12 protein-coding genes and 1 pseudogene are annotated in these 13,602 nt (G+C 66.5%); 7 read left to right on the forward strand and 6 right to left on the reverse strand.

Annotated elements, in window-relative coordinates; all coding sequences use genetic code 11:
- The first annotated feature begins 387 nt into the window (after window positions 1–387).
- Window positions 388–933 (forward strand): DUF402 domain-containing protein, encoded by a 546-nt coding sequence (locus ABEA43_RS51370; RefSeq protein WP_345573593.1) that lies wholly within the window; start codon window positions 388–390, stop codon window positions 931–933.
- Window positions 934–1,017: 84 nt separating this feature from the next.
- On the opposite strand, the gene ABEA43_RS51375 is transcribed toward ABEA43_RS51370, so the two are convergent.
- Both ABEA43_RS51375 and ABEA43_RS51380 read right to left on the reverse strand, forming a co-directional pair.
- Entirely contained in the window at window positions 1,018–1,659 is a 642-nt protein-coding gene (locus tag ABEA43_RS51375; protein ID WP_345573595.1) for a response regulator, read from the reverse strand.
- Window positions 1,656–3,404, reverse strand: a complete 1,749-nt coding sequence (locus ABEA43_RS51380; protein ID WP_345573597.1) for a sensor histidine kinase — start codon at window positions 3,402–3,404, stop codon at window positions 1,656–1,658. Before ABEA43_RS51380 ends, ABEA43_RS51375 begins: the two co-directional genes overlap by 4 nt.
- A gap of 113 nt (window positions 3,405–3,517) precedes the next feature.
- Here ABEA43_RS51380 and ABEA43_RS51385 point away from each other — a divergent pair.
- The 3 genes and pseudogenes from ABEA43_RS51385 to ABEA43_RS51395 form a co-directional block, all read left to right on the forward strand.
- Window positions 3,518–4,171, forward strand: a pseudogene (locus ABEA43_RS51385) (ABC transporter ATP-binding protein); the annotation flags it as partial.
- 62 nt (window positions 4,172–4,233) lie between these two features.
- Window positions 4,234–4,998, forward strand: a complete 765-nt coding sequence (locus ABEA43_RS51390; protein ID WP_345573601.1) for an ABC transporter permease subunit — start codon at window positions 4,234–4,236, stop codon at window positions 4,996–4,998.
- Window positions 4,995–5,771 carry an ABC transporter permease gene (locus ABEA43_RS51395; protein ID WP_345573603.1) on the forward strand — a complete coding sequence of 259 codons (777 nt, stop codon included), beginning with the start codon at window positions 4,995–4,997 and terminating at the stop codon, window positions 5,769–5,771. Before ABEA43_RS51390 ends, ABEA43_RS51395 begins: the two co-directional genes overlap by 4 nt.
- 284 nt (window positions 5,772–6,055) lie before the next feature.
- On the opposite strand, the gene ABEA43_RS51400 is transcribed toward ABEA43_RS51395, so the two are convergent.
- A complete protein-coding gene (locus ABEA43_RS51400) occupies window positions 6,056–6,178 on the reverse strand; it encodes a hypothetical protein (protein WP_345573606.1) in 123 nt (40 codons plus the stop codon).
- Between the two features lie 30 nt (window positions 6,179–6,208).
- On the opposite strand from ABEA43_RS51400, the gene ABEA43_RS51405 reads away from it, so the two are divergent.
- Window positions 6,209–6,346 carry a hypothetical protein gene (locus ABEA43_RS51405; RefSeq protein ID WP_345573608.1) on the forward strand — a complete coding sequence of 46 codons (138 nt, stop codon included), beginning with the start codon at window positions 6,209–6,211 and terminating at the stop codon, window positions 6,344–6,346.
- A gap of 202 nt (window positions 6,347–6,548) precedes the next feature.
- Here the strand turns inward: ABEA43_RS51405 and ABEA43_RS51410 are convergent, their stop codons facing one another.
- The 3 genes from ABEA43_RS51410 to ABEA43_RS51420 all read right to left on the reverse strand — a co-directional run bounded on the left by ABEA43_RS51410 (window position 6,549) and on the right by ABEA43_RS51420 (window position 10,885).
- A complete protein-coding gene (locus ABEA43_RS51410) occupies window positions 6,549–8,234 on the reverse strand; it encodes a ribonuclease J (protein WP_345573610.1) in 1,686 nt (561 codons plus the stop codon).
- Window positions 8,235–8,288: 54 nt separating this feature from the next.
- Window positions 8,289–9,206 carry a 4-hydroxy-tetrahydrodipicolinate synthase gene (gene dapA, locus ABEA43_RS51415; protein ID WP_345573612.1) on the reverse strand — a complete coding sequence of 306 codons (918 nt, stop codon included), beginning with the start codon at window positions 9,204–9,206 and terminating at the stop codon, window positions 8,289–8,291.
- Window positions 9,207–10,441: 1,235 nt separating this feature from the next.
- Window positions 10,442–10,885 carry a GNAT family N-acetyltransferase gene (locus ABEA43_RS51420; protein ID WP_345573614.1) on the reverse strand — a complete coding sequence of 148 codons (444 nt, stop codon included), beginning with the start codon at window positions 10,883–10,885 and terminating at the stop codon, window positions 10,442–10,444.
- A 412-nt stretch (window positions 10,886–11,297) separates the two neighbouring features.
- Between ABEA43_RS51420 and istA the strand changes: the two genes are divergently transcribed.
- Complete coding sequence (gene istA / locus ABEA43_RS51425; RefSeq protein ID WP_345573616.1) at window positions 11,298–12,776, forward strand: IS21 family transposase; 1,479 nt, start codon at window positions 11,298–11,300, stop codon at window positions 12,774–12,776.
- On the forward strand, window positions 12,773–13,552 hold the full coding sequence (gene istB / locus ABEA43_RS51430) for an IS21-like element helper ATPase IstB (protein ID WP_345573618.1): 780 nt from the start codon (window positions 12,773–12,775) through the stop codon (window positions 13,550–13,552). Before istA ends, istB begins: the two co-directional genes overlap by 4 nt.
- Window positions 13,553–13,602: the final 50 nt, after the last annotated feature.

Raw genomic sequence — 13,602 nt, forward strand, 5'->3', positions numbered from 1 at the left:
CCCGCACGAAACACCGCCAGACACACCCCCGCACGGATCACCCCCGCGCCTCCTCCACCACCCAGGCACCCAGGCACCCAGGCACCCAGGCACCCAGGCACCCAGCAGAGTCCACCTGCATCCCCCGGCCCAGATCTCCGCCGCGCATCCCGCCGAACGCCAGCTACGGCACATCGACCAGCCGCCCGGCAGCACCCGAACGAACGCCTACGCAGCACCCCCGCCAACCCCGTGCTCACGCCGCCCACCGCCCAATCCGCCCGCCAACACCGGAACATATGAGCAGCACCCAACACGGGTCCGCAGGCAGCCCTCGCCCCGAGCCGATCGGCCGCGCTGCACGGATCGGATCCGCCCCTTACGGGCCGGGCGCAACATCAAGCCCTCATGAACACTCTGCCGACGGCCCCGGATAAATTGCCCTACATGACCGATGTGCGGATCGTGTACCGAAAGTACGGCGGAGCGTTGCACTGGAACCACTCGGCCCGACTACTGGGCGAAGACGAGCACGGAATCTGGGCAGAAGTGCCCGGCGGAACCGTGGCGCGCAAGGGCGAAGGACCGCCTGTCACTTGGGAGACCACCGCAATCATGCTGTTCCCCCGCGACGCCTGGTGGACGGCCTCATTCAACTCCCCTCCCCACAAGAGCGAAATCTACGTAGACGTCACCACCGTCCCGGAGTGGAGCGACGGCGAGGTGACCATGCTGGACCTGGACCTTGACGTAATCCGCATGCGTGACGGACGACTCATCCTCGACGACCAGGACGAGTTCGCCGAGCACCAAGTCCTACTCGGCTACCCACCCGAGCTAATCGCTCAGGCAGAAAGCACCGCCAACTGGCTACTCGACGCGGTAGGCGAAAGAAAAGGACCGTTCAGCGGCACACACACGGCATGGGCGAAAATGGCAACCAGATCAATCTAACGAGAAAACTTAATCAAATTCAGCGTGAGCAAGCTACCGGCACTACTCCAACTGTAATCCACCCAGCTACATTCATCCACACAATCATCCCGCAGCAGAAACCAGTCCACTCTCATACGCGGCGATAACCAACTGCGCCCGATCACGGGCCTCTAGCTTGGCCAGCAAACGAGTGATATGCGTCTTGACCGTCGCCAGGCTCAACTGCAGATGAACGGCGATCTCACCGTTCGACAACCCGCGCGCGATCAAGGTCAGCACTTCCCGCTCTCGCTCCGTGACGCCTTCCAGCCCTCGCACCCGAGGCAGTACCGGAGTACGCGTGAACTCCTCAATCAATCTGCGCGTAACCGTTGGAGCAAGCAACGCCTCTCCACCCGCGACCACCCGAATAGCGGCAAGCAAATCCACCGGCGGCGTGTCCTTGAGCAAAAAGCCGCTCGCTCCGGCTCGGAGCGCATCATAAACATAAGCATCAAGGTCGAACATGGTCACCACAAGCACCCGGGACACGTCTTTGATTCGCCGAGTGGCCTCGATGCCATCCATTTCCGGCATGCGCACATCCATCAGCACAACGTCAGGACGCTGCTCCAAAACGATGGACACCGCTTCCACGCCCGTCGCCGCCTCCCCCACCACAGCCAGGTCGGGCTCGGAGTCGACCAGCACTCGGAAACTCCCCCTGAGCAGCGCTTGATCGTCGGCAACGACCACCCGGATCACGCAGCCTCCTCGTAGGGCAACCGCGCGAGCACCCGAAACCCCTTTCCAGGCAGGCGACCCGCCTCGAACACGCCGCCGTACATCATGACCCGCTCCCGCATGCCGACCAAGCCGTGCCCTGTGCCGACCGCAGGCAACGTACGCCTTCCCGGCCCGTCATCGACGACCTCGATGCGTACCTCTCTGCCATCAGCGACGACGGACACCCGGCAGCGAGCCGGCGCCGCATGCTTGACAACATTGGTGAGCGCCTCCTGCACGATCCGGTAGATGGACAATTCCACACCATCAGGCAGCCGCGCCCGCATCTTGTCCCTCTTCACCGACGTCTCCTCGCGCCCCTCGACGCCCGACTCACCATCCCGCCCGACCTCCGGCGCATCGCCACCCCGATCCCACACTGCCGCACCGCGCTCCTGCCGACTCCCCTCGCTCCCGCCGTATCCACCAACATTCCACCCCCGCTGCTCAAGGCGCCCTAGACCCCCGTCACCGCCATCACCACGGCTTCCCTCCACCTCGTCCCCACGGCCTCGCCGAAGATCGCCGCCACCGCCAGACCTCTCGTCCCGCCGCTTGCCCTCATACTCATGACGACCTTCGCCACCGCTGCCTGGACCTGCGTCACTGCCATCACCACGCCACTCCCCCACCGCACCAATACGGCCTAGATCAGCGTCCGTACCATCACCACGCCGCACCCCCACCGCACCACCACGACCTAGGCCCGCGTCACCACTATCACCGCGCCGCACCCCCACCGCACCACCACGACCCCGCCCAAGCCCGCCATTACCGCCAGAGCTACCGTCAGGCTCTTCCCGCAGGCCGGGACCATGCTCCTGACCGCGTTCACCAGCACCAGACGTGCCCGACCCACGCTCTGGTCCAGGCGCCACCACAACCTCCAGCTTCACGTCAACCCCCGCCAGCCGAGCCTGCTGCGCCAACCCTTCGATCCCTCCGAGACCAGGTGCGGGGACAAGGTCGGGCACGTTGGTCGATCGCAGCACACCAAGCAAATGCCGCATCTCCACCAACGCGCTCCTGCTCGCCGTCTCGATCACCCGCAGCGCGTCGTGGGCCTCTTCGGGCCTGGTAGCCATCACATGGTTGGCCACACCAGCCTTGACGGCGATCAATCCCACGCTGTGCGTGACCACATCGTGCAGTTCGCGAGCGATTCTCAACCGCTCCTCCGTCACAGCCTGCGCCGCCAGCCGCTCGGCATCCCGCGCCGCATAGAGCCGGCGCTCATGCACCGCCCGGCCGATCGTCCAGGCACCACCCAGCGCCGCGATCCCCAAAAGCGGCCGATCCAGATGCAACAGCCAGTCCGGAACGCCCTCACGCGGCGTGCCGGCCACCGTCAGCCCCACGATCGTGAACACGCTCACCGCCCCGATCGCCGACGTCGGCGCCATGGCGCCGAACCTGCCCGAGAGTGCGACAAGATAGAGCGCGTACGCGGGCGCGAGGTAAGCGAACCCAAAGGCATCTGCCATCGCGGCCAGAATGGCGATCGCCAGCGTGAAACAGAACACCGGCATGGGCCACAGTCTCCGCACGATCAGGGGAAACCCCAGCGCCAGCGGGAGGGCTATCCGCACCCAGGGCGGCAGCGCAGTGGCACCGGCGGTCGCCGTGAAGGACACGAACACGAAACCCAGCCCCGCCACCAGATCAAGCATGATCAGCTGGTGACGGCTCAGGTGCCTCGCGAAGAGGAGGTCGGTGTCATCCACGCGTTGAACGGTAGCCCTTGAATTCGGGTGCCCACGTCAACCCAGGGTCTGACCTTGAGATTCGAACCGTGGTCCGACGCGCCGACGACCCGCCGTCCCGCATCCTTTACCGCGTGATCGAACTTCAACGCCTGACGAAACGCTACGGCGACACCCTGGCCGTGGACGAGCTGTCCTTCACAGTCCAGCCAGGCCATGTGACCGGCTTCCTCGGCCCCAACGGCGCCGGCAAGTCCACCACGATGCGCCTGATCCTCGGCCTCGACGCTCCGACCTCCGGCCAGGCCCTGGTCAACGGCCGCCGATACACGTCGATCAGCCGGCCGATGCGCGAGGTGGGCGCGCTGCTGGACGCAAGCGCCGTCCACGGAGGCCGCACGGCGTACAACCACCTGCTCTGCCTGGCTCGCACCAATGGCATAGGTCCCATGCGAGTGGCCGAGGTGCTCGAGCAGGTCGGCCTGGCGGGCGTGGCACGAAAGAGGGTGGGCGGCTTCTCCTTGGGCATGAAGCAGCGACTCGGCATCGCGTCGGCGCTGCTCGGCGATCCGGGCGTGCTGATGTTCGACGAGCCGGTCAACGGCCTCGATCCCGATGGCGTGCGCTGGATTCGCGACCTCATGCGTTCGCTGGCCGCGGAGGGCAGGACGATCCTGCTCTCCAGCCATCTGATGAGCGAGATGGCCCTCACCGCCGAGCGCATCGTCATCGTCGGCCGAGGCAAGCTGATCGCCGAGGCCACTGTCGCGGAGCTCACAGCCCGCTACCCATCGCTCGAAGACGCCTACATGGCCCTGACCGCCAACAGCGTTCAATACGGAGCAGCACGATGAAGCCGGTCCTCTCCTCTGAATGGCTCAAGCTGCGCTCAGTGACTTCCACGCGCCACGCCCTGGGCACGGCCGCCCTGATGGTGGTCCTCGGGGCGGTCTGGACTTTCTATGTGAGCAACCTCGCCGAAAGCCGCGGTTCGCTACGGGCGGCTGCCCCCGAGCAAGGCTTTCTGCCACTCGTCCAGATCAGCTTGGCAGTGCTCGGAGTGCTCGCGATCACTTCCGAGTACGCCACGGGCATGATCCGCCCCAGCCTCACCGCCGTCCCCAAGCGCGGAACGTTACTCCTCGCCAAGGCTGGGATCGTCGGCCTGGTCACGCTCGTCGCCGCCGGCTCCATCCTTCTGGTCACCTACTCTTCAAGCCGTTTGATCGCGAACGGCCGGCACTTGGGCTTCAACGACACTTCGTTCGCCGACGACCTGCCGATGCTGCTCGCCTCCGCGTTGTCGGTAGCCGCACTCGCACTGGTGGGGCTCGGCCTCGGTGCCGCCATTCGATCGACGGCGGGAGCGATCGTGTCGGTCGTGGCGCTGCTGTTCGTGCTGCCCGGCATCGTCAACTATCTGCCGCCACCGTGGAACACCCGCGTGGCCACGTTGCTTCTGCCGAACCTCGTCCCGCAGATAGCAGACGAGCGATTGTCATCACGTCTGGGCGACGGCTTCCTGCCTCCGTGGGCCGCGATAGCCGTTCTCCTCGCTTATCCCCTCGTCGCCCTCGCCATCGGTTATCACCTCTTCAGAAGGAGAGACGCATGAGCGTACTGGCCTCCGAATGGGTGAAGGTCCGATCCGTCCGCTCGACGTACCTGATCCTCGCCCTCAGCCTCGGTGCCGTCCTCCTCGGTCTCGCACTCGCCGTAATGGCGGCAGGCATGTACGACAGCGAGCCTGTCGAGCGTCAACGCATCGCCCAGATCGCGGACCTTGAGGAAGTGCTCGTCATCGTGCCCCAGTTGTGCATGGGCATTCTGGGCACGCTGGCCATCACTTCGGAGCACATGACCGGTCTGATCAGGACAAGCCTGACCGTAGTCCCGCGCCGCTGGCCCGTGCTCGCCGCCAAATCCGCGATCGTAGGGACGCTGGGTCTGGTCGTCGGCGTGACCGCAGTCTTCGGTACCTATTTCGTCGCTGGATGGGTGCTCGGTGACCGCTTCCAGGGCGCCTACAGCACCGCGTTCGCGGACAGACTCCCGCTACTGGCCGCCACCAGCCTCACGGTGCCGGTGTTCGCGCTGCTCGGTCTCGGGCTGGGCGCGATCCTGCGATCCACCGCCGCCGCGATCGCCATCCTGGTCGGTCTGGTCTACGTGATCCCGATGATCATCGGAAACATTCCAGAGCCCTGGAGCGAACGTCTCGGCTCGCTGATGCTTGGAGCACTCCCCCGCGAGATCACCGGTGACCTCATCACCACCTCGGTGTACGGCTCGCTACTACCTCCAGCCGCCGCGTTCGCGGTACTGATCGCCTACGCGGCGCTCCCGCTACTGGCCGCAGCATGGCTAGTACGCCGAAGGGATGTCTGAGATGCGAGCCCCAACCCCATGATGCACTCGTCTCACCGCTGCCCCGCTGGCACGCCGGCCCACGGGCTTACCGGTCCGCTGCCCCGCTGGCACGCCGACCCACTGGCTTACCGGCCCACCGGCTTACCGGCCCACTGCCCCGCTGGCACGCCGACCCACTGGCTTACCGGCCCACCGGCCCACCGGCCCACTGCCCCGCTGGCACGCCGACCCACTGGCTTACCGGCCCACCGGCCCACCGGCTTGCCGTCCCGCCAGGCCCGCTGGCTTACCGGCCCGCTGGCTTACCGGCCCACCGGCCCGCTGGCTTGCCGTCCCGCGTTCTCCCGGCTTGCGGTTAAGACGCGCACAGCACCTGATCTCGGCAGATAGTTGACGATGCCGGGCAGCACGAACAGCAGCGCCACGACCGACACGATCGCTCCGCCGTCGATCAAATGGCGGCTGCCGCATCACCGGCCTTCAACGGCTACGGCTACGGCTACGGCTACGGCTACGGCTACGGCTACGGCTACGGCTACGGCTACGGCTACGGCACCATCTCACGTACGGCATCGCGACCCCTGTTCGAGTGACGCAAGCCCAACCCGACGAGACCATAACCACCACGACCATAACCACCACGAGCATGGCCGAACGACGGCCCTGCGCCTCGGTCATCCCAGGCACCGTGGCAGAGGCGATGTACCCCGGTATCCAACGCCGCCGAACAGCCGCTGCGCGTTCGAGCATTCAGCGGTACGGCAGGCGAGACCGCCTGCCGTACCGACAGAAGGCTCAGACCTCGAGCACCACCGGAATGATCATCGGCCGGCGGCGGTACGTGTCACTCACCCAGCGCCCCACCGTACGACGGACCACCCGGCGAATTTCCTGCATGTCGACCACGCCGTCCGCCGCCTTCTCCTCCAGAGCTCTCTGTATCTGGGGGATGAACTGGTCGAACTGCATGGGGTCGATGCCGGATCCACGCGCATGGATCTCCGGGCCTGCAGTGAGCTTGCCCGAATTGGAGTCGACCACGATGACCACTGAGATGAATCCCTCGTCGCCGAGAATTCTGCGGTCCTTCAAGGAGGTGTCAGTGATCTCACCCACCGACGAACCGTCCACATACACATACCCTGCGTGCACCGCGCCGACGATCCTTGCCCGGCCGTCGACGAGGTCCACCACGACGCCGTCCTCGGCGATCACGATGTGGTCAGCGGGCACGCCGGTAAGGGCGGCCAGCTTCGCGTGGGCACGGAGGTGACGCCACTCACCGTGTACGGGCATGAAGTTCGAAGGACGCGTCAGGTTCAGGACGTAGAGGAGCTCGCCCGCGGCCGCGTGGCCGGACACGTGCACCTTGGCATTGCCCTTGTGCACGACACGGGCACCCCACCGGGTCAGACCGTTGATCACCTTGTTGACCGCGGTCTCGTTCCCCGGCACCAGCGAGGAGGCCAGCAGCACCGTGTCACCCTCGGCGATGCGAATCGGATGATCGCGGTTGGCCATCCTGGACAGCGCCGCCATCGGCTCGCCCTGGGAGCCGGTGCAGATGAGCACCACGTCTTCCGGCGGCCACTCTTCGATGTCGCGCGAGTCGACGAGGAGCTCCGGTGGCACCTTGAGATATCCCAGATCGCGAGCGACGCCCATGTTGCGCACCATCGAGCGTCCGACCAGGGCCACCTTGCGGTTGTGCCGGGCAGCGGCGTCCATGACCTGCTGGATGCGGTGCACGTGCGAGGCGAAGCTGGCCACGATGACCCGCTGCTCGGAAGTGCGGATCACCTCGTCGATGACCGGAGCAATCTCCCGCTCGCTGGTGACGAACCCCGGGACCTCGGCGTTGGTCGAGTCGGACATCAACAGGTCGACGCCCTCGGTCCCGAGCCTGGCGAAGCCGCCGAGGTCGGTGAGGCGGCCGTCGCTCGGCAGCTGGTCCATCCGGAAGTCACCGGTGTGCAGGACGATGCCCGCAGGCGTCCGGATGGCCACGGCCAGCGCGTCGGGGATGGAGTGGTTGACTGCGAGAAACTCGCAGTCAAAGGGTCCGAATACGTGCCGTTCGCCCTCGATGACCTCGAGTTTGGTCGGCTGGATCCTATGCTCGGTGAGCTTGGCCTCGATCAAGGCCAATGTGAGCTTGGATCCGATGAGCGGGATATTGCGCCGCTCCCGCAGAAGGTACGGCACTGCCCCGATATGGTCCTCGTGGGCATGTGTCAGGACCACGGCTTCGATGTCATCGAGCCGATCCCTGATGTATTCGAAGTCAGGCAGGATGAGGTCGACGCCCGGCTGGTCGGGCTCGGGGAACAACACCCCGCAGTCGACGATCAGCAGGCGCCCGTCATATTCGAAGACGGCCATGTTCCTGCCGATCTCTCCCAATCCGCCGAGCGCGACGATGCGCAAGCCGCCCTCAGGCAGCACCGGCGGCGGGCCAAGCTCAGGATGTGGATGGCTCATGCATGGCCCCCACGGTCAGATCGTGTTCTCAAAACTCCCAGTTCCTCCCCGTTCCTATTCGTCTGTCAACTTCACCCCGCCGGCCACCAGGCAAGCACGCAGCTCGGCGATCTGCTTCTCTGTTGCGTCCACGAGCGGCAGCCGCACCGGTCCTACCGGCACACCCACCATGCTCAGTGCCGCCTTCGCCATGATTGCGCCACCGGCGCGCAGCATGATCCCGTCTACCACGGGGGCCACCTGGCTGTGTACGTCCAGGGCCTGCGCGACATCGCCGTTCTTGTGCAGGCGGATCATACGGGCCAGTTCGGAGCCCACCACATGCCCGACAACGCTGACGAATCCGGCCGCCCCGAGGGAGAGCCACGCCAGATTGAGCAGGTCATCACCCGAGTAGAAGGCGAGATCGGTGGCCCCCATCACCTGGCTACCGGCGAACAGGTCGCCCTTGGCATCCTTCACAGCCACGATGCGCTCGTGCTGCGCCAGGCGGATCAGGGTTTCAGTCTTGATTGGTACGCCACTACGTCCCGGGATGTCATAAAGCATAACGGGAAGGTCGGTCGCGTTGGCGACAGCGGTGAAGTGGCGATACAGCCCCTCTTGCGGAGGCTTGTTGTAGTAAGGCGTCACCACCAGCAACCCGTGCGCACCAGCACGCGCCGCCTGCTTCGCCAACTCGACGCTGTGACGGGTGTCGTTGGTGCCCGCGCCTGCCACGACGGTCGCGCGGTCGCCGACCGCTTCGAGGACGGCGCTGACGATGCGCTGCTTCTCCTCGTCCGAAGTGGTGGGCGACTCACCGGTCGTCCCGTTCACGATCAAGCCGTCGTTGCGCTGCTCATCCACCAAATAGGTAGCGAGACGTCGCACACCTACATAATCGACCTCGCCGTCAGACGTGAACGGCGTGACCATCGCGGTCAACATGCGGCCGAAGGGTGCGTCGGTGGTTCCAGTTGGCGATGCCATAGTGCGAACGCTACCTGGATTCAGAAATCCATTGGACGTCGCCACCCCGCTTTGCCTGCCTGGAGCCGCTTTTTGCCCCCTTTCGCCAGCATCTCGCCGAGCTTCCCCGCGCTGGTCGACCCCTCAGCCCGGTCCCGACGCCCCACTTCAGGCATCCGTAGCAGTTGCATGATCGCATTTTCCGCCCGCAGCACCTTGACACCCAGACCTTTGACCACTTTCCGGCACTTAACCCGAATCCACCACACCAGCTCCCAAAAGGCAACGCTGACCGCTGAATCACAGCGCATCCCAGCCGGCACCCCAGCAACGCGAGCCTCTGCTGCATCGCCCTATCCAGCGTGGCCCTCGATCGGGGGCGGGCGCCGAAGAGGACTCCCACGCCGGGCGGGCCGATCATGGCGAGGGGTCGCCGACGACAACCACGCGGTCTTCCAGGTCACTCGGTCCCGGCCAGCGCCAAGGCACCTCACTGCCCCAGCCACGATTCGGACCTGGCCATCCCCGTCCTGGTCCGGCTCCCGGCCTTGTCATTTCGCTCAGTCCGGCCCTTGCTGCCCCACCCTGGCCCGAGTCCCGGCCCTGTCGCTTCGCTCAGTCCGACCCCTTGCTGCGCCACCCTGGTCTCAGTCCTGGCCCTGTCGCTTCGCTCAGTCCGGCCCCTTGCCAGGCCACCCTGGTCCGGAGTCCTGGCCTTGTCATTTCGCTCAGTCCGGCCATTCGCTGCGCCACCCTGGTCAGAATCCCGGCCCGTGTCACTTCGCTCAGTCCGGCCCTTGCCCGGCCACCTTGGTCCGGGGTCCTGGGCCTTCTCGCTTCGCTCAGTCCGGCCCTTTGCTACGCCGCCCTGGTCCAAGCTCTGGCCCTAATCTGGCCCGCTCCTGGGTGTCGTCGAAGCCATACAGGAGGCCGCCGCTCCCTTAGGTGCGGGCGGGCCTGTTCGAACGGCCAGCGCTCCGCGCCTTCGGCGGGCCCTGCCTGCTCCACCCCCCGTCCGGACCTTGACCAAAGCTCGACTCAGCCCTTGCTGCCTGGCCTTGGTTCAGGCCGGCCCGTGCCGCCTTGCCTCGGGTCTCGCCACCCAGCCCCGGGCCCGGGGACTTGCTGCTTGGCCTCGGCTCGGCCCTTGCACGTCCAGTCTCGCCTCAGACCTCTACGGCCCCCACCCGGCTTGGGCCACCCCGCCCGGCTCGCGGAGTTGGTCGTCATCCATGGATACGACGGAGAAGGGCTGGTTACGAAAGTTCAATCTGATACCTGATGAAACCTCGGTTCTCGGCCACCTTGTCGTACAAGCGTCGTGCAGTGTGGTTCGACTCGTGCGTGTTCCAGTACACGCGGGAACAGCCCTGCGCCCGCGCCCAGGCGACCACAGCGTCGATCAACGCGCGGCCCACGCCCCTGCCGCGCACCTCCGAAGCAGTGAACAGGTCCTGCAGGTAGCAGACGTCGGTATCGGGCGCCGAAGTGTTGGCATGCGTGAAGAAATGCGTGATGCCGACAAGTCGGCCGTCCACCCTTGCCCCTAGAGCGTGCACCCGGGTGTCCGCCATGAACTCCTGCCACGCCCGCTCGTACATCTCAGCCGGTTCGACGCGCTGGTAGAAGTCGATGTACGCGCGAAACAAGCCCTCCCATGCGTCCCGGTCGGACGGAAGGAGCGTGCCGATGTCGATCATGGAGTTCCTCTTGCTCATGAGGTCCGAAGGAGGCGCCTGCCAGCGGTCCTGATGCCGCCCCTACCGCGTCGGGACGTGCCTGAACGCACGGTCGACGAGGGGTTCCACGTCACACCATAGGAGAAAGTGGCCCTGCGAGACACGACCACTCTGCGGCGATAACAGGAGACCACTTCTCCATGCGGCGTCGGCTGCAGCCCTTGCCGTCCCACCGCGTCCACAGCCGCCCTGTCCGTGGCCGTGCAAAAGTAGCCGCAGGTGGCCGGGTTGAGGTCACCGCTGGTGGCCAGTTTTAAGTCCCCACGTCCTCGTGTGCTTGTCCGTGTGTCGTGGGGCGGGGGTGTGCCCCTGAACGGTGATCGTGACGGTGTCGAGCCAGTCACTGATCACCGCTCAGGGAGTCTGCCGGGCCATGAAATCTTCGGGGGAAGTCATGGACATCATCGCCGCCTACCGTGAGGTGGGCACCTATCGTGGGGCCGCTGAGATGTGCGGCACCACGCACAAGACCGTCAAACGCATCATCGAGCGGGCGCTGGCCGGGGACAAGGCGCCGCCCCGCAAGCAACGCAACCACAACTACGACCCGGTCGCCCAGCTGGTGGCCGACAAGATGGCCGCGACGTGCGGGAAGATCTCGGCCAAGCGGCTGCTGCCGCTGGCCCAGGCCGCCGGGTACGACGGGTCGGCGCGCAACTTCCGGCGGCTGGTCGCCCAGGCCAGGCAGGCCTGGCGGCGTCAGCATCCGCGCGGGCGGCGCCCGGCGGTCTGGACGCCGGGTGAGATGCTGGTCATCGACTGGGGCGACGCCGGTGGCGGGCTGCATGTGTTCTGCGCGGTGCTGGCCTGGTCACGGTTCCGGTTCGTCCGCTTCGCCGACAACGAGCGCGGCGAGACCACCCTGGCCTTCCTCGCCGAGTGCTTCGAGGTGCTCGGCGCGGTGCCCAAGATGGTGCTGGCCGACCGGATGGGCTGCCTGAAGGGCGGCGTGGTGGCCAACAAGGTCATCCCCACCGCCGACTATGTCCGTTTCGCCACCCACTACGGTTTGCGCCCGGACTGGTGTGAGGCCAACGATCCCGAGTCGAAGGGGATCGTGGAGAACCTGGTCGGCTACGCCAAGCGGGACCTGGTGGTGCCGCAAGCGCCGTTCGAGGACTTGGCGGTGGCCAACATCGCCGCCCGCACCTGGTGCGCCGAGGTCAACGGCGTGCCGCATTCGGAGATCTGCGCGATTCCCGCCGAGCGGCTGAGCGCTGAGCAGGAGGTGATGAGCGCGCTGCCGTCGCTGCGCCCGGCGATCGGCAAGCCGCCGATCACGCGCAAGGTGGACAAGCTGTCGTGCGTGCGGTTCGGCTCGGCCCGCTACTCGGTGCCCAACCGGCTCGTCGGCATCCGCGTGGCCATCGTCGAGGCAGGCGGCAGGCTGCTGGTCACCGATCTGGCCACCGGCGAGATCGTCGCCGACCATGCGCCGGTTGCTCCCGGCGAGGCCGCCATCTGCGATGAGCATTACGGCGGCCCCAGGCCTGCGCCCCGGCGGGCTGCCCGGCCGCGCACCGACGGTGAGAGAGCGTTCCTGGCGCTCGGCCCGGCCGCCGAGGGGTGGCTGACCGGCTCGGCTGCCTCGGGCAACACCCGCCTGGCGGCCGATCTGGTCGAGCTGGCCGCGCTCGGCGCCGCGCACGGACAGGCCATGTTGATCGCGGCGTTGGAACGCGCGACGCGGTTCCGACGATGGCGGGCCGAGGACGTGCGCTCCATTCTGGCGGCCGGGGCCGGCACGCCACAGCCGGTCACGGCCGGAGACGCGCTGGTGATGGCGCTGCCCACCGTGGCAACGCGGTCGCTGGACGACTACGCCCTTGACCGGATCGGAGAGGCCGGATGACCGCGTCCGCCACACCCACGCTGCCCGGCGACCTGGATGCGGGGCTGCGCCGGCTGAAGCTGGCCACCATGCGCCGTCTGGCCCCCGAACTGCTGCTCACCGCCAAGACGCAGCGCTGGAATCCCGAGGAGTTCCTGCGCACCCTGCTGGAGGCCGAACTGGCCGCCCGGGATGAGTCCAATGTCCGCACCCGGATGAAGGCCGCCGCTTTCCCGGTGATCAAGACGATCGAGGAGTTCGACGTCGGATCATCATCGATCCCGCGCCCGAGTTTCGACTACCTGGCCTCGCTGGAGTGGATCCGCGCCGCCGAGAACTACTGCGCCCTCGGCCCAGCGGGCACGGGCAAGAGCCACAGCCTCATCGCCTTCGGCGTCGCTGCTGTCCACGCCGGCCACAAAGTGCGCTACTTCACCGCCGCCGAGCTGGTCGAGACGCTCTACCGCGGCCTGGCCGACAACTCCGTCGGCCGCGTGATCGAGAACCTGCTCCGCAACGATCTGGTGATCATCGACGAAGTAGGGTTCGCCCCGCTGGATGACACCGGCGCGCAGCTGTTGTTCCGGTTCGTGGCCGCCGCCTACGAACGCCGCGCGCTCGGCATCGGCTCGCACTGGCCCTTCGACCAATGGGGACGCTTCCTGCCCGAACACACCACCGCCGTCAGCCTGCTCGACCGGCTCCTGCATCACAGCGTCGTCGTGACCACCGAGGGCGAGTCCTTCCGCATGAAACAGGCACGAACCCGGACAGGCCGACGACTCACCAAGAAGTAGTCAACTACGAAGGTATGGGGACCTCGACTTGGCCACCAGCGGCGACACGC

The sequence above is a fragment of the Nonomuraea rosea genome (assembly GCF_039539705.1).
GTDB lineage: Bacteria > Actinomycetota > Actinomycetes > Streptosporangiales > Streptosporangiaceae > Nonomuraea > Nonomuraea rosea.